The 20868-nt window shown below is 51.3% G+C and carries 18 protein-coding genes; 6 read left to right on the top strand and 12 right to left on the bottom strand.

Annotated features, from left to right (window positions below):
- The first annotated feature begins 53 nt into the window (after positions 1–53).
- Genes DXV75_RS01770 through DXV75_RS01785 form a run of 4 tightly spaced genes read left to right on the top strand, consistent with a single transcriptional unit; the run spans position 54 to position 3227 of the window.
- Entirely contained in the window at positions 54–272 is a 219-nt protein-coding gene (locus DXV75_RS01770) for a hypothetical protein (protein ID WP_147291783.1), read from the top strand.
- Positions 262–1107, top strand: a complete 846-nt coding sequence (locus DXV75_RS01775; protein ID WP_115591503.1) for an HprK-related kinase A — start codon at positions 262–264, stop codon at positions 1105–1107. The genes DXV75_RS01770 and DXV75_RS01775 overlap by 11 nt, the downstream gene beginning before the upstream one ends.
- On the top strand, positions 1104–2189 hold the full coding sequence (locus DXV75_RS01780; protein ID WP_115591504.1) for a nucleotidyltransferase domain-containing protein: 1086 nt from the start codon (positions 1104–1106) through the stop codon (positions 2187–2189). Before DXV75_RS01775 ends, DXV75_RS01780 begins: the two co-directional genes overlap by 4 nt.
- A gap of 21 nt (positions 2190–2210) precedes the next feature.
- Complete coding sequence (locus DXV75_RS01785) at positions 2211–3227, top strand: NAD-dependent epimerase (protein WP_115591505.1); 1017 nt, start codon at positions 2211–2213, stop codon at positions 3225–3227.
- 51 nt (positions 3228–3278) lie between these two features.
- On the opposite strand, the gene DXV75_RS01790 is transcribed toward DXV75_RS01785, so the two are convergent.
- From DXV75_RS01790 to DXV75_RS01800, 3 genes are all read right to left on the bottom strand, one after another.
- Complete coding sequence (locus DXV75_RS01790) at positions 3279–5465, bottom strand: malate synthase G (RefSeq protein WP_115591506.1); 2187 nt, start codon at positions 5463–5465, stop codon at positions 3279–3281.
- A 107-nt stretch (positions 5466–5572) separates the two neighbouring features.
- Complete coding sequence (locus DXV75_RS01795) at positions 5573–6517, bottom strand: LysR family transcriptional regulator (RefSeq protein WP_115591507.1); 945 nt, start codon at positions 6515–6517, stop codon at positions 5573–5575.
- Positions 6518–6816: 299 nt separating this feature from the next.
- Positions 6817–8412, bottom strand: coding sequence for an isocitrate lyase (locus DXV75_RS01800; protein WP_115591508.1), 1596 nt, complete (start codon positions 8410–8412; stop codon positions 6817–6819).
- Between the two features lie 439 nt (positions 8413–8851).
- On the opposite strand from DXV75_RS01800, the gene DXV75_RS01805 reads away from it, so the two are divergent.
- Positions 8852–10261, top strand: coding sequence for an alkaline phosphatase (locus DXV75_RS01805; protein WP_115591509.1), 1410 nt, complete (start codon positions 8852–8854; stop codon positions 10259–10261).
- Between the two features lie 61 nt (positions 10262–10322).
- Here DXV75_RS01805 and DXV75_RS01810 read toward each other — a convergent pair whose 3' ends face one another.
- From DXV75_RS01810 to DXV75_RS01830, 5 genes are all read right to left on the bottom strand, one after another.
- Entirely contained in the window at positions 10323–11384 is a 1062-nt protein-coding gene (locus tag DXV75_RS01810; RefSeq protein WP_115591510.1) for a lipocalin-like domain-containing protein, read from the bottom strand.
- Complete coding sequence (locus DXV75_RS01815) at positions 11384–13837, bottom strand: FtsX-like permease family protein (protein WP_115591511.1); 2454 nt, start codon at positions 13835–13837, stop codon at positions 11384–11386. The genes DXV75_RS01810 and DXV75_RS01815 overlap by 1 nt, the downstream gene beginning before the upstream one ends.
- Positions 13815–14468 (bottom strand): ABC transporter ATP-binding protein, encoded by a 654-nt coding sequence (locus tag DXV75_RS01820; RefSeq protein ID WP_115591512.1) that lies wholly within the window; start codon positions 14466–14468, stop codon positions 13815–13817. Before DXV75_RS01820 ends, DXV75_RS01815 begins: the two co-directional genes overlap by 23 nt.
- A 65-nt stretch (positions 14469–14533) precedes the next feature.
- Positions 14534–15238, bottom strand: coding sequence for a VC0807 family protein (locus DXV75_RS01825; RefSeq protein ID WP_115591513.1), 705 nt, complete (start codon positions 15236–15238; stop codon positions 14534–14536).
- A gap of 45 nt (positions 15239–15283) precedes the next feature.
- Positions 15284–15835 carry a rhomboid family intramembrane serine protease gene (locus DXV75_RS01830; protein WP_342767299.1) on the bottom strand — a complete coding sequence of 184 codons (552 nt, stop codon included), beginning with the start codon at positions 15833–15835 and terminating at the stop codon, positions 15284–15286.
- 390 nt (positions 15836–16225) lie between these two features.
- On the opposite strand from DXV75_RS01830, the gene DXV75_RS01835 reads away from it, so the two are divergent.
- Positions 16226–16855 (top strand): TetR/AcrR family transcriptional regulator, encoded by a 630-nt coding sequence (locus tag DXV75_RS01835; protein ID WP_245953086.1) that lies wholly within the window; start codon positions 16226–16228, stop codon positions 16853–16855.
- A gap of 62 nt (positions 16856–16917) precedes the next feature.
- On the opposite strand, the gene DXV75_RS01840 is transcribed toward DXV75_RS01835, so the two are convergent.
- The 4 genes from DXV75_RS01840 to DXV75_RS01855 all read right to left on the bottom strand — a co-directional run bounded on the left by DXV75_RS01840 (position 16918) and on the right by DXV75_RS01855 (position 20594).
- Positions 16918–17910, bottom strand: coding sequence for an isopenicillin N synthase family dioxygenase (locus DXV75_RS01840; protein ID WP_115591515.1), 993 nt, complete (start codon positions 17908–17910; stop codon positions 16918–16920).
- A gap of 80 nt (positions 17911–17990) precedes the next feature.
- Positions 17991–18761, bottom strand: a complete 771-nt coding sequence (locus tag DXV75_RS01845) for an ABC transporter permease (protein ID WP_115591516.1) — start codon at positions 18759–18761, stop codon at positions 17991–17993.
- Between the two features lie 10 nt (positions 18762–18771).
- Positions 18772–19599 (bottom strand): ABC transporter ATP-binding protein, encoded by an 828-nt coding sequence (locus DXV75_RS01850; protein WP_115591517.1) that lies wholly within the window; start codon positions 19597–19599, stop codon positions 18772–18774.
- On the bottom strand, positions 19599–20594 hold the full coding sequence (locus tag DXV75_RS01855) for an ABC transporter substrate-binding protein (RefSeq protein ID WP_115591518.1): 996 nt from the start codon (positions 20592–20594) through the stop codon (positions 19599–19601). Before DXV75_RS01855 ends, DXV75_RS01850 begins: the two co-directional genes overlap by 1 nt.
- Positions 20595–20868: the final 274 nt, after the last annotated feature.

A 20868-nucleotide genomic window follows, 5' to 3' on the forward strand; every position in this document is an offset into this window, starting at 1 on the left:
TAATCTGACATGAGGTAAGTAATTTGTTGTACTCGCACATCGTGATTAAAACAATGCCGGATCGCTCCGGTATTGTTGTTTTTAACCGCAATACTTTTACTACCCAGTTTATTCAGAACCCTTTTGTTGAACAACTCAAGGCCGACCCGGTTTCAGGTGAGGTCGACTGGAACTGGTTGCAGTCACAGTGCGGGCAAAATCAGGATGCCCACGGTTTTTTGTCAGACCTTGTTGATTTGGGTCTGGTAGACGGAGGCAGCCGTGATCATTGATACCGGGCATTACCGGTTTCGCGTATCCGGAGCTCCGGAATATTGCTACTCAGAACTGAGCCGCATGTATGGCGACAGTGTGAATCTCTCCCCTGAAAAACCGGTGGATTTTCAGCTTGATTTCACATCAACCTCCTGGCTTCGAACACTGGTTCGCCCGCAAAGGGTACTGAATGTCGACAATCAGCGCATTTTTAACCCTATTGCCAAGGACAAATGTCTGCCTTCCATTGAATGGGGAATGAACTGGTGTGTGGCTTCCTATGACCATACCCGGTTACTGATTCACTCCTCAGTGCTGGTAAAGAACGACAAGGCAATTATCTTTCCTGCAGCTCAAGGCTCGGGGAAAAGCACACTGGCAACCTTGTTGGGGCTGAATGGGTGGCACCTGTATTCCGACGAGATGGCAATTGTGGATTTGAATTCTGCGACAGTGAGTGCGGTACACAGGGCATCTTCGCTGAAAAACCAGTCAATTAAAGTCGTACACAGCCAGTTTCCCAATGCCGTTTTTTCCCGTACCACCGAAGGCACTCAAAAAGGTGCCATTGCCCATGTGCAGGTACATTCCCGGGCTGAGTTTGATCACTTTGGCCCGGCCAGTGTGGTGGCCGTGGCGTGCCCCAAATACGTTGGTGGTGCCAGGACTGAGATTCTGCCGCTAAATCAGTCCCAGGGTTTTGCGCAACTTGTGCGCAACAGTTTTAATTACAGTACCCTCGGTGAGCAGGGGTTTGAGACCCTGTTTAAGCTGGTGCAGGGTGCTGAGTTTTTTGCCCTTCGTTACAGTAACGTCAATGAGATCGGCGATTTTTTGGAAACGCTGGTATGAAATCCGAAGCAAGAGCGTTATTTGACTGGTTACTGACCCCCCGGCAAGCCCTTGAATGGCAACCGCAGGAATGGGAGCGGGCGTTAAGAATACTGCGTGCCAATGATATGCTGGCGACCTTTGCAGGTTTGTTTGAACCCGGCGATCTGGAGCAGTTATCGGAATATGCCCGCAGACACCTGCATTCCGCGGTGACTTATTATCAACGGCAGAAGCATCAGGTGCATCATGAAGTGGAATTGTTGCATGAGTTGATGGCTGGGGCCGGGTGTCACCCCGTATTTTTGAAAGGTGCCGGTTACGTGCTGGCAGAGGATTCCAATCATCGCGGACGGCTGATGTCTGACATTGACGTCATGGTGGACAAAAGTGAGTTGCGACGGGCTGAACTGGCTCTGCTAAACTCAGGTTGGAAGGCCAAGGAAGTCACCGATTATGATGATCGTTACTATCGGCAATGGAGCCATGAGTTGCCGCCTTTTGTTCATCCCGAGCGGGGAACCACCCTGGATTTGCACCATACTGTATTACCCCCGATAACCGGCAGGCGCATTGAAACTGTCACACTGTTTGACAACACTGTACAGACTGATTCGGGATACACCATTTTTAACCTGAAATTTCGCTTGCTGCATTGCATCATTCACCTGTTTTTTAACGAAGACTATGAAAAAGCCTGTCGGGATGTATGGGATATTCATTGCCTTGCAGAGCAGTTTTCTCAACCTGAATTGATGGAATTTATTGCGTTATCACAGCAGTTGGGATTTGGAACTGAAGTGTGTTTTGCGCTGAGATTGAGGCAGTATTTATTGGGAACCGAATACTGTGACCAAGCCAGTGAAACACTCAACCGGCAGTTGCGTGGGCGAGAATGGATGGTGAAACGCGTTATTGCACCAGCGGTGATGCCCACCCACCCACTGGTGGACACGTTTGGCACCAGGATTGCAAAGTCGCTGATGTATCTGCGTGGTCACTGGGTCAAAATGCCACTGCGAATTCTTCTGCCCCATGCCGCCACGAAAAGCTATCGGGCTCTTGTGTCGTCGGTGATGGGTAAATACCACTACGAAAGCTGATTCTTTGAAGAGGGAACCGTTTTGAAAATACTTGTTACCGGTGCAGCCGGTTTTATTGGAGCCGCGGTATCACAATACCTGATGGATCGGGGGGACATCGTAGTCGGTCTGGATAACATCAATGACTATTATGATGTAAACCTGAAGTTTGCCCGTCTGAAGAAACTTGAATCCAGCCCATCTGCTGCCAATTTCAGCTTTGTGAAAATGGGTGTGGAGGATCGCAGCGGGATGGCTGATTTGTTTGAAACCCATCAGTTTGATCGGGTGGTGCATCTTGCCGCCCAGGCCGGGGTTCGTTATTCGCTGGAAAATCCACACGCTTACGTTGACGCCAATCTGGTCGGTTTTATGAATATTCTGGAGGGGTGCCGCCACAACAAGGTAGGCCACCTGGTGTACGCGTCTTCCAGTTCGGTTTATGGCGCTAACGAAATCATGCCTTTCTCCGAACAGCATAATGTGGACCACCCGGTTAGCCTTTATGCTGCATCCAAAAAGGCCAATGAACTCATGGCTCATACCTATAGCCATTTGTATCAGCTGCCCACAACCGGGTTACGCTTTTTCACCGTATATGGCCCCTGGGGGCGCCCGGACATGGCCTTGTTCAAGTTCACCAAGGCCATTCTCGAAGGCGATAAAATCAGTGTGTATAACTATGGCAATCACCATCGTGATTTCACCTACATTGATGACATTGTCGAGGGAGTGGTACGTAGTCTTGATTCAGTTGCCCAGAGCAATCCACAGTGGTCCGGTAAACAGCCTGACCCGTCCTCCAGCAGAGCTCCGTGGAAGGTTTACAATATTGGCGCTCAGACTCCTGTCCACCTGCTGAAATTTATTGAAACCCTGGAAACGGCCTTGGGTATGGAAGCGCAGAAGGAATTGCTGCCTATGCAGCCCGGGGATGTACCGGATACCTACGCCAGTGTTGAAGCACTGGTGCAGGACACTGGCTATCGCCCAACTACTTCAATTGAAACCGGCATACAGGCATTCGTTGACTGGTATCGCGCGTTTTACAAGGTGTGATTATCAATCAGGCTGTGGCCAGAATAGCGGGGCCACAGCCTGGATTGTCTCTCAGTTGTTACCTGTCAGGTGTGCTTTCATTTCCCGTCGACGGGCGTGCAGCAAGGGTTCTGTGTATCCGTTGGGTTGTTCCTGGCCCAGCAGGATCAAATCCCTGGCAGCCTGAAAACCAATCGACTCATTCAGTTCCGGCCCCATAGGAATGTAGTCACTGTCACCTTCATTTTGTTTATCAACCAGCAGTGCCATGCGCTCCAGCGACTCTTCGACCTGTTGTTGCGACAACAACCCGTGGGCCAGCCAGTTTGCGATATGCTGGGAAGAAATCCTCAGCGTTGCCCTGTCTTCCATAAGCCCGACGTTGTTGATGTCCGGCACCTTTGAACAGCCGACTCCCTGGTGAACCCAACGCACAACGTACCCCAGTATGCCCTGGACATTGTTGTCCAGTTCCCGCTGGATCTGTGCACCGGAGAGGGCAGAGGGGTTACTGAGCAACGGTATTTTCAGGATGTCCTCAAGACCATCGTACATTGGGTCCAATTTCTTCTGTACGTCAAATACGTCGACCTGATGATAGTGCAGGGCATGCAGTGTCGCCGCTGTAGGTGAGGGCACCCAGGCCGTACTGGCGCCAGCATTGGGGTGTGCGAGTTTGCTTTGCATCATATTGGCCATCTGGTCGGGGATTGGCCACATGCCTTTGCCTATCTGAGCCTTGCCGCTCAACCCGCATTTAAGCCCGGTGGCCACATTGGCTTTTTCGTACGCAAGTAACCAGGGCAAAGATTTCAAATCGGCTTTGCAGGCAAATGGCCCTGCCAGCATAGAGGTGTGGATTTCATCACCGGTGCGGTCCAGAAATCCGGTGTTGATGAACACAACGCGGCTCTTTGCCGCCTCGATACAGGCCTTGAGATTGACGCTGGTGCGCCGCTCTTCATCCATTATCCCCATCTTGAGAGTATTGGCCGGTACGTCAATCAAACGTTCAATTCGGTCGAACAGGGCATTGGCAAAGGCCACTTCCTGCGGACCGTGCATCTTGGGTTTGACGATGTAGATGCTGCCTTTGAGGGAATTTTTTACTCTGCTGTTGCCAAGCAGGTCGTGCTTGCCAATTAATGCAGTGATCACTCCATCCATGATGCCTTCAGGGACAGGGTTACCGTCATACAGTATGGCGTCGCTGTGCATAAGGTGGCCGACGTTGCGCACAAACATCAGGCTGCGGCCAGGCAAAACGAGCTTGTCTTCCGGATTTCCTGGCTGGCTTGGCGTGTAATGCCGATCATCATTCATCTTGCGGATGATTGTCCTGCCATTTTTTTCCATTTCAAGTTGCAGGTGACCTTTCATCAGGCCAAGCCAATTTTGGTAAACCAGTGTTTTGTCCTCGGCATCCACGGCGGCAACCGAGTCTTCACAATCCATGATCGTGGTCAGAGCCGCTTCCACAATGATGTCTTTGATGCCTGCGGGATCACTTTTACCAATCGGATGAGAAGCATCGAGCTGAATTTCGAAATGCAGGCCATTGTGGATGAAGAGCAGGGTGTGGGGATTCTCCCTGTCTCCCTGATACCCGAGCCATTGGCTGGGGTTTACCAGTTCAGTGTGTGCAGAGTCGTCCAGTACTATACGAATTGCATTATCTGTAATCTGGTAGGCAGTAGAATTTACGTGGCTGCCCTGTTTTAGGGGAAGCAGGGTATCAAGCCAGGTTCTGGCTGCCTGGATAACCTTCTGGCCTCGTGCCGGGTTATAGCCGTTTCCGGCTTCAGCTCCGTTGTCATCGCCAATAAGGTCGGTGCCATACAATGCATCGTAGAGACTACCCCACCGGGCGTTAACCGCGTTGAGTGCGTAGCGGGCATTATTGATGGGAACCACAAGCTGGGGGCCGGCCATGCGGGCAATTTCGGCGTCTACCCCGGTTGTAGTGATTTGTACGTCATCCGGTTGCTCAGTCAGGTAGCCAATCTTTTTTAGAAAGTCGTGGTAAATTTGCCCTGAGACCGGATGCCCCTCCCGGTGGTAGTCATCTATCCGCTGCTGAAGGTCATCCCGGCGGGTCAGCAATGCCCGGTTTGGCTCCACAAAATCGCCGAGGAGGGATTCAAAACCCCGCCAGAATACCGCGGGCTCGATTTCGCTACCTGGTAACGCTTGCTGATTAAGAAACTGGTCGAGAATTTCCGCAACCAGTAACTTTCCTCTATTAATGTATCCTTGCATGTTAACCTCTATGCTGGCGTATTTAATTCCAGTGTAGAGACAGTTCTGGCGTATTTTTAATTTATGGTTTCTATCTCTGCCATAAATATTGCGAATGGTTAAGGGGGTTAGTCTGTTGCGGACTCTTCAGCTACTTCCGCGATGAGTCGACGCAGCCATATGTGGCCGGCATCATGGTGAAGTAGCGCGCTCCAGGCCATTTTCAGAGCGATGGGGGGAATATCAAAGGGCGGCTCTTTTACCACTACACCGGGATCATCCTTGAAGATCCGGGCAGCACGGCTGGGCAGGGTGGCAATCAGGTTCTGGGTTTTTGCAATCTGCAGTGCAGCGTGATAGTGGCGGGTGAACACCCGGATGTCCCGTTGCTTGCCCAGCTTGGTCAGTTCCGCATCTACCCAGCCCAGCTTCTGTACTTCATTCGGGTCAATCCCCACCCCGACACCAAAACCGGTCTTGCTGACCCAGATATGCTGTGCACTGAGGTAGCCTTCCAGGTCCCAGTTTTCCGCCAATGGGTGACTTGCGCTCATTACGCAGCTAAAGGTGTCGTACCAAATGACTTTCTGATGAAACGATAACGGTAATTCATCAAATCGGTTAATGGCCATATCGACCTTACCTTGCTCTACGTCGTGAAAGGTAACGTCGCTTGGCGTGATCAGATCCAGGGTAATATTGGGTGCCAGCCGGGCTAACTTGCCGAGCAGTTCCAGCAGCAGGGTACTTTCTGCGTAATCACTGGTCATGATACGAAAGGTTCGGTTGCTGGTGGCCGGTTCGAAGTCGGTTTCCGGTTGGATGGAGCTTTCCAGTTTACTGAGGACGTCCCGGATCACAGGTTGTAATTCCAGTGCCCGCTTGGTTGGCGTCATGCCGTCACTGGTGCGCACCAGCAGAGGGTCCTTAAACAAATCCCGCAGTCTCTTAAGTCCGTTACTCATGGCTGGCTGGGTAATGCTTAACTGGTTGGCGGCCCTTGTTACGCTGCCTTCCCTGAGCAGTACATCCAGGTATACCAGCAGGTTAAGGTCCACCTTTGCGATATTCATTTGTTTAATGCCCTAAATAATGATTATTGAGTTTGTCTATTGTACCGGTGAAATGACTCACAGTCAGATAGGCCTTTAGTGTTAGGTTTATCTCATCTGAAGAGGTCAGAAGACGGTAGTTACCTACAACATACAGGAAATTAGGTGAAGGTGAAGCAAAACCGCAGCCGGATTTGTTCCACGTTGCCAATAAATAGTGTGAATAATTGGCAGGCAATGGTAACCAATGAAGTCTGACGTTAAGAAAGTCTGACAAAAAAGGCTCCACGAGGGAGCCAAAGTGCTTCAGAGGGGTAAAGTTACAGGTTGAACTGGTTCATGGTATTGTCTTCACCGGCTGCTTTTAAAGCGCCTTCGCCAGAGAAGTATTCCTTGTGGGTATCGCCCAGATCCGATCCCGCCATCGCCTGGTGTTTGACACAGGCCAGCCCGCGGCGGATTTCCTGGCGCTGAACACCGTGCACATAGGCCAGCATGCCTTCCTTGCCAAAATAATCTTTGGCCAGCGTGTCGGTAGACAATGCTGCGGTGTGATAGGTGGGCAGTGTGATCAGGTGGTGGAATATACCGGCTTCGCGGGCAGCGTCGCGCTGGAATGATCGGATTTTGTCGTCCGCTGCAATTGCCAGTTCAGATTCATCATACTGGGCTGACATGAGGTTGGCGCGCTCGTAACCGGTCAGGTCGCGGCCTTCTTCCTGCCAGAGATCGAAAACCTGCTGACGGAAGTTCAGCGTCCAGTTGAAGGATGGAGAATTGTTGTATACCAGTTTGGCATCCGGTACCACCTTGCGAATGGCCCGAACCATGTCACCAATCTGGCCCACATGCGGCTTCTCTGTTTCTATCCACAGCAGGTCTGCACCGTGCTTCAGTGAAGTGATGCAATCCAGAACTACGCGGTCAAACCCGGTACCGGCTTTGAATTTAAACAATCCGTTGGGCAAACGGACCGGTTTGGCGAGTTGGCCGTTCAGTTTAAGAATCATGTCGCCTTCGTTGATGTCGGAAAGTGACGTTACCGGGCTGGTTTCCAGGAAGGCATTGTATTGTGAGGCCAGATCTCCTTCCTGGGTGGAAACCGGAATTTTCTGAGTCAGCCCGGCACCCAGTGAATCGGTGCGCGCTACTATTACACCGTCATCAACGCCCAGTTCCAGGAAGGCGTATCGGACGGCGTTGATTTTGGAGAGAAAATCTTCGTGGGGTACGGTAACCTTGCCGTCCTGATGTCCGCATTGCTTGGCGTCGGAAACCTGATTTTCAATCTGGATGCAGCATGCTCCGGCTTCGATCATTTTTTTGGCCAGCAGGTAGGTGGCTTCCTCGTTGCCAAATCCGGCATCAATGTCGGCAATTATGGGTACGACATGAGTTTGAAAGTTGTCGATTTGAGCCTGGATGGCAGCAACATCCCCTCCGTTTGCTTTGGCCGCATCCAGTTGTTTGAACAGGTCGCCGAGTTCCCTGGCATCGGCTTGGCGCAAAAAGGTGTACAACTCTTCAATCAGGGCTGGGACTGAGGTTTTTTCGTGCATTGACTGGTCCGGTAACGGGCCAAACTCGGATCTCAGAGCGGCAACCATCCAGCCGGAAAGGTACAGGTAACGTTTATCAGTCGTTCCCTGATGTTTCTTTACAGAGAGCATTTTCTGTTGCCCGATAAAACCATGCCAGCATCCCAGAGACTGGGTGTACTGGCTGCTGTCTGCATCATATTCCGCCATATCCCTGCGCATAATTGCCGCAGTATAGCGGGCGATATCCAGACCGGTTTTGAAGCGGTTTTGCGCCTTCATTCGGGCAACATAGTCTGGATTAATCCCATCCCAGGTTCCGTCTTTGGCCGCTTTGAGGGTGGCAATGGTGTCAATGTCCTGCTGGTAGTTTGACATGAGCGATCTCCGGTTTTTCAGTTGTGTAGGGTATTGTTCGACAGTCATTGTCGTCCGGTTTCATCTCATAGTAGGCGTGCGAGTAAAATAACGTAAATATATAATCATGTATCCGTAGCATAGTTTTGGTGAATGTTTGTTTTGGTGGGATAATGACCGCAGTGGCAACTTGGGCGGGCCAATCCAGCTCTGTAGCTATTGTCTGAATTGAAGATTTGGGACGGGAATGGGCAGGCCGAAAACTAGGGCGACTTATTGTAACGGGGCTGATTGTTATCAGCATCCGCCAAGGCCCAATATAGTTTCAGTGAATGTCTGGTGTAATCTGCTCTATTCGGTAAAAGCCGAAACAGAATCTTTCGGCTTTTTCTGGCATTTAACTTTGAGCCAGCCAGAACACTGCTTTACACTATGTTAATTGAAAATCAGGGATGTAATTATGAAACTCAGAATTACCCTTTCGGCGCTCATTGGCGCTGCGCTTATTCAGGGGTGCGTGTCGCCTGAGGTTGCCTCGACGGGTCAACCAGAACAGCCCCAAAAGCCAAAGAACATCATAATGGTAGTTGCAGACGGAATGGGGCCTGCTTACACCACTGCGTACCGCAATTACATGGACGATCCGGGTACAGAACAGGTTGAACTGGTGGTACTGGACAGAATGCTGGTGGGCAATGCTTCCACTTATCCGGCCAATGTGTCCGGTTATGTCACGGATTCTGCTGCTGCGGCGACGGCTTTGGCAAGTGGAGTGAAGTCCTACAACGGTGCGATTGGCGTGGATGAGAACAAGGTGGCGGTTGAGTCGGTTTTGCAACGCGCAAAAGCTTTGGGTATGCGCACCGGCGTCGCCGTTACGTCGCAAATTAATCACGCAACTCCGGCCGCCTATCTGGCGCATAACGAAAGCCGTAAAAATTATAATGAAATTGCTGACAGCTATTACGACGACAAGGTAAATGGCGAATTTGTTGCGGATGTGATGCTGGGAGGAGGAACATCCTATTTTGAGCGGGAGGACAGGGATATTGTCGCCCAGTTCATTGATGCTGGCTATGAGTACGTTGATACCTACAATAAGCTGGCTACTCTTCCGGCCGGGTCGAAAGTACTGGGCCTTTTCGCGCCCGTAGGATTGCCTCCGGTGCTGGATGATTCCCGCAAGAATCGTCTCGCTTATCTAACCGAACACGCCATCAGGCATCTTGAAAATGAACGTGGTTTCTTTTTGTTGGTCGAAGCCAGCCAGGTAGACTGGGCGGGTCATGACAATGACATTGGCTCAGCCATGGCGGAAATGCACGATTTGGCCCTGGCAATGGAATACCTTAAAGATTATGTCAGCCAGAACCCGGATACACTGGTATTGCTGACTGCCGATCATAGCACCGGGGGCCTGACCGTTGGTGCCAATGGGGTTTATGAGTGGCGGCCACAGTACCTTCGTGGGCTGAAAGGGTCGGCTGTAGCCATCGCTACTGAACTTGTCAATCAGTCACAACCGGCGGTTTATCTGGCAAACCAGCTGGGATTTGAACTGACGGACGAAGAGCGGCAGCTATCGGTTGAGCTTGCGGCACAGAAGGATGTAAAGGCGGCACATAAGGCAATAAAGACCCTGCTGGATACCCGTACCAATACGGGGTGGACGACCGGTGGCCATACTGGTGTAGACGTGGAAGTGTTTGCAGTTGGCGCGGGTAGCAGCCAGTTTGCCGGCCAGTTGGATAATACCGATATTGCCAAGCGCATTTTTACGTTGCTTCAGGGGGCGTCACCAGGCGCTTTATCAGAGCCTGTTAACGGCAGTAGGGATTGCGACTTTAAATCAGACTGGCATTGTCAGTAGCACATCCCGATTCATGCAGTGAACCGCTGGGGCAGGTGGAATGCATGAGGCAATAGGTTTTTCAGTATCCGGTTAATTCCATAAACCCCTGCCCGCTGTGGCTTCCGGATACTGATATTGCGCCCTCATAATACGGATAAACCCCTTCATTCCACTGGTTCTTCTTAAACCTGACAAGTTCGACGTCAATATCTTTTTCGACAACCTTCAGACGCCAGCGTGTGGGAAGACGTTTGTTATTGACCTGTTCAAATTCCTTGGGGGTAAGCTGCAGTGATTGTTGATCCAGTTTTAGTACAGTTCCATCAGGTGTGATCAGAGTGCCGCTCAGGTGGGCATTGGTGTCATCCATACGCATACGAAACGCCATCAGCTTTGCGCCGTTATCCAGGTGCAGGGAAAACCAGTCCCAGCCATTTGCACCGGCCTGCATCAGATGCGATGTCCACTCGTGATCATACCAACCCGGCCCATTTACCTGGTGGGTTTGCCCGTGAAGATTGATTTGCCCGCTAAGCTGTAAAAAAGGCTGGCTGTAGTAATAGGAACGTAATTTTCCGTTTGCAGATTTTTCACTGTAACCGCTGTTTCCATGCAGGATGTAATTGCCTTGCGTGATCAACCTTGCACGGAATTTCACTGAGTCTGATAGCGTGACTGTGAGCGTAGCCGGAAAAGGGGTTTCAGGCAGGTCACTCACCCAGTTCCAGTCGTCGACAAACAGTGTAAATGGGTTTTGGGTTTGCCCGGCATTGCCAACTGCCCCTCTTGCCAGCCGCTGTTCAAACCAGTGCTCATCCCGATTATGCAGCGAGACATGAGCCATCCAGATTTGATCATCACTCCAGTTGGAATTGCGCTGTGTGGGGTTTCGAAAACGAAATAGTGTGAATTGCAGAGCGAACAACTGACCAGACTCATTTTCCAGGTTGGCAGTCAGGTACCACCATTCAAGTCTGTAGTCTGGATGAGCCGCGTGATCCTGCGGCAGTTGCAGTGGACGGTTGAGAGTAACCTGAGCGTAATCATACGACCGTATGGGTGAGTTTTCTGGTGGTGGACTATCAGCCGGTTTGCAGCTGAACATAAACAGGCAAAGCAGTATAACTGCATGATTTTTCATTACAGTACCCTGGTGTTACGCAGATCTAACCGCCCGTTCAGGCGAGCGGCTGGAATACAAAGCACCATCAGCATTATGCCGATGCTGGTGAGTATGGCCTGCATCAGTAGCGCAGAGTCAACGCTGACAGGGTAAATCCAGTGGAACGCATAGCGGTTGACTTTGTTAATCAGCAGCCAGCAGAGTAGCAGGCCAAAAGGCATTGCCATCAGGGCGGCGAACAGACACAGTGTACCGTACTGAATGAGCACCGAAAGGCGCAGTTTCAGGGTTGATACGCCCAGGCTTCGAAGCAGAGAAAGTTGCGCTGAGGTTTGTTGCCCAAGCAGGGCAACCGAAATCATAAACGAAAGTCCCGCCACCGCCAGGGTAATGATGTTGAGGTGATTGGTAACCACAAAGGTCCGCTCAAACTCCTCCATGGACAGCTTTCGCAGAGCCTCTGAATCAAACAGCTCTCCGCCAGGAGCGGCGTGGTTTAGCCACTCGGTTAAGTCGTTCAGCGTGGCTGGTGTACCGTACCATATAGCGTATCTGTATACCGGGTCACGGCTGGACTCAATCAGCCTGGCATTTAACAACACCTGCGAATTGGGATTTCCGTAATCCACATAAATGCCACCGATTACAGGAGAAATGTGCGTTCCGTCGTTCAATTGCATCGGCAAGCTGTCACCCGCAGATAGGTGGAAGCGAAACGCAAGTTGCTGGTTGATCACTGCTTGTTCTCCTGTGTCAAAGCGTGGCCAGTCAACTCCGCCATCAGGCTCAATCTGAACGCTGGACTGAAATCGTGAGTCTGCAGGTAAACTTCGTAGCTCAACAGAGTGCCCGCGGTGAATCGCGCTGGCCTGAAGCCGTTCAAATAGCGATATTCCAGCTGGGGGAGGTTCTGTGACGGGCAATGGGGCTGCCAGATAGAAAGGGGCAATAATGCGAGCCTGCAGCCAGGAGTCCGTGGCCTGTCGAAAACTGTCCACCATCACGGTCATTCCGATGTTGGCGGTCAATGCGATAAAAAAAGCACACACGGCAAGGCGTGTTTGCTTGCTCAATTGTAGTGTACTCGCGATTGACCAGTGGGCCAGGGGCCAACCTGCGGGAATGAATTGAGCGCATAGTTTCAATAAATGTGGCATGAAAAGCAGCATCACCCCTGTACCGGCCAGCAGGGTGAGTGCGATTGAGATTAGGGCCCAGGCCGGTGATTTCGCCAGTATAGTTGTCAGCAGGGCGCTTGAGCACAGCAGAACGGTTGCTCCTTTGAGCCACCGGTCAGCGGGCCTTTGCCTGCCTGGCCCCCGGCCAGTGAGGTTTCGCTGCAGTTGTCGGATAGGCACATAAGTGATTGCAGTAATGACCAGGGCGGTTGCTGCCCAGGTTATGGACATCAGCTGCCAGGGATTGATGGGCAGCAGGATAAACTTGGTTTCAAGCACATTGGTGAATGTCTGGTTTATGCCTGGGGCGAGCTGTTGGGTTAACAGGATGCCAAGTACCATGCCGACGGAACTGGCCGTAAGGCCGAGAAACAGCATTTCCAGTGTGACAGAGGTTGACAGTGTTGTGACACCAATTCCCAGTTGCCGGAGTTTTAGCAATGTATAAAGGCGAAAGCGCAGCATCAGATGCAGTGCATTAACCACGATGAACATACAAACTACCATCATCAGAACACCCAATGCCCAAAGGCTGAGTTTAAAGCTGTCACCCAAAGTGCCACCGGATTCAATTGTGGAAGACCGCTTCAATTGTAAATGCGTTGGCAATAGATTCCTGAGTGCGCGTTGTCGTGATTCTGGCAGGGAAGAAGTGACTGCCAGGCCTGTCAGAGGGTACTTTTCAGTGGTTCGGCTAGCGGTAAAAAAGTCTGCGATGTCCATGACCAACATGTGTTTTGGAAGTGAAGCGGCGCTGACTTCCAGTACAGGGAGTGGGGCGGCGTCATCCGTTAACAGGCTTTGTTCCTCTATCAGCCTGGCAGTTTGAGGGTGAGCCCATATTCGTGCAGATTTCTCGCTTAACGGCGAGAACACAGGAAATGAGGCCGGCTTCCAGGGCAGTGCTGCAGTGTCTACGGCCAGCAGGCTGAGCCCGGAAGGCGTTGAGCCAGTGTGCTCAAAATACAATGGTCCGGTATAGTGTACAAACGCAGCCAGTTCGTGAAAGCCAGCCCGTCGTAAGTGGGCATAATCTTCACGGGTCAGGGGCAATTTGCCGGAAGATTCGACTGTCCATTTCGGAGCAATCCAGGCCGCATTGTTGTCCGGCCACTGCTCGCTGGCTCCCTGATTAATCAGGTGCACCATGACAAGGCCTGAACTGGCAATGACGATGGCGACAAAGACCAGAATGCTTGTCCACGGGTGCTTGCGGTTCAGTGCCACGCAGGTAAGCATTGTCAGTCGGAAAGGCTGCCACTGAGCAGCTTTATTTGGCAACCAGCTGGCCATGCAGTAGTTGCCATTGCTTCGTCGCCAGTTGGGCGACAGACTGGTTGTGCGTGACGACAACCAGCGACGTATGGGTTTGATTGCACAGCGTAAACAGATGTCTGGAAACCTGTGCGGCGGTTTCTTCATCCAGATTGCCGGTGGGTTCGTCGGCCAGCACCAGCGTAGGTTTGTGGCACAACGCCCTTGCGATGGCAACCCGTTGCTGTTCCCCGCCGGATAATTCAGCTACCGGGCGTAAGCGCAAATCGCTCAACCCCAGTTTGCCGAGCAGTTCGGTAGCATAATTAGGGGTGAAGTTGCCTTTAAGGCGGGCGGTAAATGTGACGTTGTCCCACACATTGAAACAGTCAAGCAGGTTATACGCCTGGAAAACCATACCCAGATGCTGGCGCCGGAATTTATCTGCGGCGTGTTCATCCATGTCACTCAGCATCAGTTCATTGAGCCTGATCACACCGGAATCCGGTTTGTCGAAACCCGCAATCAAGGTCAGAAGTGTGGATTTCCCGCTGCCGGAAGGCCCCTGTATGCTGGCTGAATGACCCTGGGGTAACGAAAAATCCAGCCTGTTCAGAATGGGGTGAGGCTGGTGAGGAAACTGTTTGGTGACACTGTGGAGGGTAAGCATGTCTGTACGTACGTGTTTACCCTCAAAAAAGCCCAGCCCGAGCGGCTGAACCGTGTGGGAAATAATCAGTGGTTGATGAAGTTATCCAACTCTTCACCGGTTATTTTGCTGATTTGCGAGAACAGGTACCACAAAGCTGCTACCAGCAGCACCATGCTTGGGATCACAATTACGGGATAGCTGAGCGCCGTCATTCTTCCAAGTTCCTCGGTGTAGGCGGTGGTTCCGGGCTCGCTGACCAGAATCATTTTTGCCAGTACGTAATTGAGTGCAGACGATAGAAAAAACGAACTGGCCACGATGTAGGAACTGACAGCTACCTTTTTATCAAACTGTTTTTGCCTGTTCTTTACCGCCAGGGCTTTATTCAGGGCCTCCCAGTTAATAATCTGATCATTCAGTATTAACACCCTCACCAGTGGTTTCTGGGTAAATTGGGTAGCCAGCACGGCCAGACCAATGGCACCCGGAATGGCAGCTTCCTTGATGGCGATGTATTCCGCGGGGAGTTCCAGCAGGCTGATGCCACCGGTCAGCAGAACACTGACAATACCTAGTATGGAAAAGCCGTTTATTTTTCCCGAACTGCGTAAATCCCAAAGCCCGTAAGCGACAGGAAAACTGAGCGCAGCGACAATGCTCCACGCTGGTCCGAGGTAATCTTCAGAGCTGGCGTAGCTCATGATCACCACAGGGATGATAATATTAAACGCCAGGTTACCTAAAAAGCCCTGATTTTGTTGCGATTTTACTTCCGATGCTGAATTCATGGGGTCATTTCACTTCTTTGAACTGCTAAATTATACGAAATCTGCTCACTTGCCCCAAGCCCAGGCTGCGATTATTCCGCCAATAAATCCGAATATATGATACTCAAAAGAAATAAACTCCCGGGTGGGGAGCAGGCCACCCAGCAAGCCACCATAGAGTAACGCCACCAGAACAGAGATAACGATGTAGGGAATTTTTCGGCTGCGGAACCCGGCAATGAGCAGAAATCCGAAAAAACCGTACACCATACCACTGGCTCCAATATGCACTGCACTGCGGCCAAAGCACCAAACGCCCAGCCCGCCAATCAGGCACACCGACAGCGTGACCAGCCAAAAGGTACGGGTACCCCATTGCAGCGCCAGCCACATAAACAGTAACAGTGGAATCAGATTGGCAATTAGGTGCTGAGGTGTCCCGTGCACGAAGGGCGCCGTAAACAGGAATGGTAGCGACGAAACATCACGGGGAACCAGTCCAAAATGATTCAGGCTATTGACTGACAGCAGGTTGATGAATTCAACCCCAATCAGCAGCATGGCAACGGTTGTCAGAAATCGGAGCTGTTTTTTTAAAGTGGGGGTTTGATTCATCATCAATGACTGACTGTACCTTGTTGAGCACAATTGGCTTTCAGAACGCCCGTAATGCGGCTTAGGACGCCGATCTAAAGCCAATCATATCGGCGCTGAGGCGGTGATAGAAGCCCTAATTGAATGTAAAGGGGGGCTTTGAATGGTTAGTTTGTAACGTTTTGTAATCCTGATCTGGTTCACCACAGGAGTGCAAAATCGGTCAAAGTTTAATTTGTAATGCTTATTAGAATATAAGTTATTAATATTTATGGATTCCTGGGTGTGGTGTTGGAATGGAGTTTTGTTGATTGTGTAATTAGTTGACCATTCGGTTAGTCTTGCTATGATTGAGTTTGTAATCTGTTATTAATGGGCGAAGTGTGTATGGATACTGAAGGTACTTCTGTAAAGATGAACAAAAAAGAGCTGGTGCGCAAGAAAAACCAGACTCTTTTGCTCGACGCAGCCGAAGCCTTGTTCTCTACGCTGGGCTACGACAGAACCAGTGTGAGCCTGATTGCCGCGAAAGCCAAAGTGCCTAAAGCGAATGTTCTTTATTATTTCAAAAATAAAGAAAATCTTTATTCCGCGGTGCTGGAACGGATCATGTCCGGGTGGGGCGTTGGCCTGGTGGATTTGAGCGCAGAGGATGAACCTGCACAGGCGCTGTATCAATACATCAGGTTTAAAGTTCGGGTGTCCTGCGAATTTCCGGCTCAATCCCGCTTGTTTACCACAGAAATCATTCGCGGCGCGCCACATTTAGGCGCACATTTGCGAGAGCAGACCCGACCGTGGTTTCGCAACATCATTACGGTTATTCAGGCCTGGATTGATGCCGGTAAGATACGTCCGGTTGACCCATCACACCTGCTGTACATGATCTGGTCATCAACTCAGTACTACGCAGATTATCAGACCGAGGTGTTCATTCTCGAGAACAAGCTGGAGTATGAAGACAGTGATATTGAATCCATCACCCAATCCATCAGCAAGGTGATACTCACCGGGCTGGGGCTGGAAGTGCCCGAATTGAATTGATCAAAAGACGGGGATGGTATGTGGTTAGGGCTAAACATTCCGTTGGTTAGCCCCCCGAACCACTACTTTGCAAAGTTTGCCTGAATACGCAGGTTGAGGTAATCCTCAGCGCTGATAGGCGGGTACTTGTTTTCCGGCCCCTGAATGATCATATCTTTATTGGCCTGGCAGAAAAACGCCAGGCTATATCGTGAGCCTTGGTATTCGCCTTCCCGGGGCATTCTGACTCGGTGTAGGGTACTTTTCAGCTTATCATCACTCCAGCGCATCAGCATGTCACCGATGTTACAGGTAATGATACCATCCTGAGCCTTGGCGCTGGTCCAGCTCAAGGCGTCTTGCGCATCCTTGCCAGCGCAGGCCTGCAGCCCGTCCTGCCCGGTTTTCTGAAATACCATGGTCAGGCAGTCAAAATCGGTGTGCGCACCTGCTCGCCACAAGCCGGCATCCACGCCTTGTTGTTGGAGTGGCAGGTAGTGCAACAGCCGTAATGTGGACTGATACTCCGGGCTGGAACGATCGTGGGCACGGGTGAAGAAATCCCGTTCAAAACCCAGTTTGTCGGCGAAGCAGGACAAAATCTTCATGCCCAGTGCCCAGGCCTGCTGCTCAAATGCCAGGGTTATTGATTTGAAATCCGCTAGTACCTGCTCCTGTGGCCACAGCGAGGCCATGTGGGGCAGGGTGATCTGGTAGGATTCCTTTTGGTCCTGAGTGCCGGTGGAAGGGCGCACCTGGGTCATAAATTCCCAGCCGACGTTCTGGCCCTTTGGCCGTGCATTGAGCGCTTTTGTTTCCGCTGGCAGGGCAAAATAGGATTCGGCAATGCCGAAGGTCTGCTTGATGGTATCCAGCGTGATGCCATGATTCTCAACCTGAAAAAAACCAACCTGAGTGGCGGCTTGCCACAGGGCTTCGGTGATGTGCTGACGCCGGTTTTCAAAATCACTGAAATCGATCAATGGTATTTCAGTGCAATCATTTTCAACGCCCATACCGCCAATCCGGGTTTCCAGATTGAGCTCATCCAGGCTGTAATGTTGCTTTGTTGTCATGGTTATCTCCAGTTGTGATAGCAATTGGAGCAATGCCAGATTATCTCAAACCTTGCCGCTTATACTCCTGTGAGTGAGGGTTACGCTTTTCCTTTGGTCAGGGTCCAGCCAAAGAAGTAGCTTTGGATCCAGTGCACCAGCTTGAACAACGCCAGACTGATAAGGGATAAAAATATCAGCGCCGCAAATGCCTGCGGAACTTTAAAGAACGAGGTAGAAAACTGGATGAAGTAACCCAGCCCCTGTTCGGCAGCAACAAATTCGGCTACTACCGCACCGATGATCGAAAGGGTGATCGCTACCTTCATGCCACTGAATATGTGCGGCAGGGAATAGGGCAGGCGAATGGCCAGCACTTCTTTGTATCTGGGGGCGCGCAGTGAGCGTGACAGGTCAATCAGTTCCGGTGGTGTGGCCAGCATGCCGGTCATGGCCGAGACCACCAGCGGGAAAAAGGTGATCAGGCAGGTGATCGCCAGCCTTGGAGCTTCACCGGAGCCAAACATGGTGATCAGCAGCGGTGCAATCGCCACCACCGGCGTGGATTGCACAATAACCAGAAATGGATACAGGGTTTTAGACAGATATTGGGAATTGACCATCAGCATGGCCAGCGGAATGCTTATCATTAGCGAAAGACCAAAACCGAGCAGGGCCACACGTAATGTTGCCCACAGATGCTCCAGCCAACGGGCGGGCTCCACTTCCATGAAGGACTCAAATATCAGTGACGGCGAAGGAAACAGGTAAGCCGGTACGTCGAAGCTGCGACATATCACTTCCCAGGCGGGCAGCAGCATGAGTAAAGTCAGTGCGGGCAGGTAACGGTTTAAAGCGGAAAAGTGTGTCATTGAGCGTGCCTCACAGGTTGACCAGTTTTTTATTTATCGCCGTCACCGATGCCTTGCTATCTTCGCCTGCTTTATGCGGATGATAGATGTGCTGGCGTATTTCGCTCGCGTAGGTGGCAAAGGCCGGGTCGTGTATGGTTTCAGCACTGCGTGGCCTGGGTAGTTGAATATCAATCTGCGCTGACAAGCGGCCTGGCCTCGGGCTCATGATCAGTACCTTGTCGGCCAGTAATACTGCCTCGGTGATGGAGTGAGTGATAAACAGTACTGTTTTGGGGCTTTCATTCCAGATCCGTAGAAGTTCAAAACCCATTTCCTCCCGGGTGAGTGCGTCCAACGCAGAAAAGGGTTCGTCCATGATCAAAATTTCCGGGTCCATCAGCAGCGCCCGGGCGATACCTACCCGCTGTTGCATGCCACCAGAGAGTTCATTCGGCATGCGTTTGGCAAAGTCTGCAAGGCCAACCATTTCAATCATCTTTTGTGCTTGGCTGCGGGTTTGGGAAGATACCCGGCCGGTTTTATGCTTAACCGGAAACACCACGTTTTCGGTGACATTAAGCCAGGGCAGCAATGTGGGTTGCTGGAATACAATGCCTATTTCATCACGGGGTTCGGTCACCGCAGTGCCAAATATGTTCACCTGTCCTTCGGTGGGCATCATCAGGCCACTGAGCAGGCGCAGCAGTGTCGACTTACCGCAACCGGAAGGGCCGACCACGGCAACGAACTGGTGCTTTTCAATGTCAAAGCTGACGTTCTGCAGGGCCAGAACCGATTTACCCTTATCGGTGGGGTAGCTGTGGCTGACGTTTTTCAGGCTTACATAGGGCTGCATCAGTTAGCCTCCACAAAGTCACGGGAAATGGCGCTTTCGGGGTCAAGCTTTGCGGGGTCAATGTCCTGTGCCAAAGCAATCAGACGCCAGGTTTCAGCCAGTTTATTTTTTTCAAAATTTCCCAGACCATGGGCTTCGCTGGAAGGGTTATGTACCAGTTGCCGAATCGACATGATGGTATTGGCAGCCACAACCGGGTCCACTTCCGGAACGACCTGGTGGACCATTTCGCCCGCTTCTTCGGGGTGTTGCCAAGTGTAAATCATGCCCTTCTTCAACGCCTGTAGGAACCGTTTGGCCACATCCGGGCGGTCTTTTAGAAACTGGTCATTGGCAATCACTGACGATGAATAGATGTTTAGCCCGGCGCCGTACCAGGGAAAAATATTGACCTGCAGACCGATCTTCTCCGCTTCGGTTTGAATGGTGACGGTATCGGTTACCCAGGAGGTAATCGCATCAGTGCGGCCATGCAACAGCATGGGCGCGAGGCTGCCCGGATTGGCCTTTACGTGCCTGATGCCGCTTTCTTCCAGTCCGTTTTTTGTCACCACATAGGGGAAAAACAGATTGGAGGAAGTGAACGGAGAAGACGCAACGGTCTTTTCGGCCAGGTCCTGAATGCTTTCTACGCCTCGGCCTTTTACAGTGAAAAATGCGTATGGCGCTTCTGAGAACACGTTCATTACACCGGTTACAGGGATGGTATTGCTGGCTTTTGCGGCAAGCAGTGCCACTATGTCGGAACGGCCCACGTCTGCATGGCCGGCGGCAATCTTGGTGATGGCGTCCGTTGAGCCTTTGCCCTGGGCTATCTTAACCTCAAGCCCCAACTCTTTGAAAAAGCCCTTCTGTTGAGCAACATAGACAGGGGCTTTGTCGCCTCCGGGTAACCAGTCCAGTTGATAAACCACGGTTTCAAGGGCCTGGGAAGGCAAGGCTGACAGGCATAAGGCGGCTGAAAGCGCCACGGTGTTAAGTGTCTTTCGTATCATAGAATGCTCCTACTGATGAACAAACGAATCACGGCTGGCCCCAAAAGCATCGTTTTAAAGCAACGCTTCACGGGCTGACAGCACGCAGACGTGCTCGTTTGTTATTGAGCAATGACCATGATCACATTACATGAGGTAAAGGATCTTTCCGCTTCTACTCAAAGCTAAAGAATGTTCTGACGAGAAAGCAGTGTCTGTGCCAAAAAACAAAAAAATATGCTAAATCAGTTGGATAAGCAATTGCTGGACACATAAAGGAGCCCAAAATCGACTC

Source organism: Alteromonas aestuariivivens, assembly GCF_003367475.1.
Lineage (GTDB): Bacteria > Pseudomonadota > Gammaproteobacteria > Enterobacterales > Alteromonadaceae > Alteromonas > Alteromonas aestuariivivens.

Coding starts and splice junctions, on each gene's coding strand:
- DXV75_RS01770 (WP_147291783.1), top strand. CDS start 54: ATGCCGGATCGCTCCGGTATTGTTGTTTTTAACCGCAATACTTTTACT.
- DXV75_RS01780 (WP_115591504.1), top strand. CDS start 1,104: ATGAAATCCGAAGCAAGAGCGTTATTTGACTGGTTACTGACCCCCCGG.
- DXV75_RS01790 (WP_115591506.1), bottom strand. CDS start 5,465: ATGCAAGGATACATTAATAGAGGAAAGTTACTGGTTGCGGAAATTCTC.
- DXV75_RS01795 (WP_115591507.1), bottom strand. CDS start 6,517: ATGAATATCGCAAAGGTGGACCTTAACCTGCTGGTATACCTGGATGTA.
- DXV75_RS01800 (WP_115591508.1), bottom strand. CDS start 8,412: ATGTCAAACTACCAGCAGGACATTGACACCATTGCCACCCTCAAAGCG.
- DXV75_RS01805 (WP_115591509.1), top strand. CDS start 8,852: ATGAAACTCAGAATTACCCTTTCGGCGCTCATTGGCGCTGCGCTTATT.
- DXV75_RS01810 (WP_115591510.1), bottom strand. CDS start 11,384: ATGAAAAATCATGCAGTTATACTGCTTTGCCTGTTTATGTTCAGCTGC.
- DXV75_RS01815 (WP_115591511.1), bottom strand. CDS start 13,837: ATGGCCAGCTGGTTGCCAAATAAAGCTGCTCAGTGGCAGCCTTTCCGA.
- DXV75_RS01820 (WP_115591512.1), bottom strand. CDS start 14,468: ATGCTTACCCTCCACAGTGTCACCAAACAGTTTCCTCACCAGCCTCAC.
- DXV75_RS01825 (WP_115591513.1), bottom strand. CDS start 15,238: ATGAATTCAGCATCGGAAGTAAAATCGCAACAAAATCAGGGCTTTTTA.
- DXV75_RS01830 (WP_342767299.1), bottom strand. CDS start 15,835: ATGATGAATCAAACCCCCACTTTAAAAAAACAGCTCCGATTTCTGACA.
- DXV75_RS01835 (WP_245953086.1), top strand. CDS start 16,226: ATGAACAAAAAAGAGCTGGTGCGCAAGAAAAACCAGACTCTTTTGCTC.
- DXV75_RS01840 (WP_115591515.1), bottom strand. CDS start 17,910: ATGACAACAAAGCAACATTACAGCCTGGATGAGCTCAATCTGGAAACC.
- DXV75_RS01845 (WP_115591516.1), bottom strand. CDS start 18,761: ATGACACACTTTTCCGCTTTAAACCGTTACCTGCCCGCACTGACTTTA.
- DXV75_RS01850 (WP_115591517.1), bottom strand. CDS start 19,599: ATGCAGCCCTATGTAAGCCTGAAAAACGTCAGCCACAGCTACCCCACC.
- DXV75_RS01855 (WP_115591518.1), bottom strand. CDS start 20,594: ATGATACGAAAGACACTTAACACCGTGGCGCTTTCAGCCGCCTTATGC.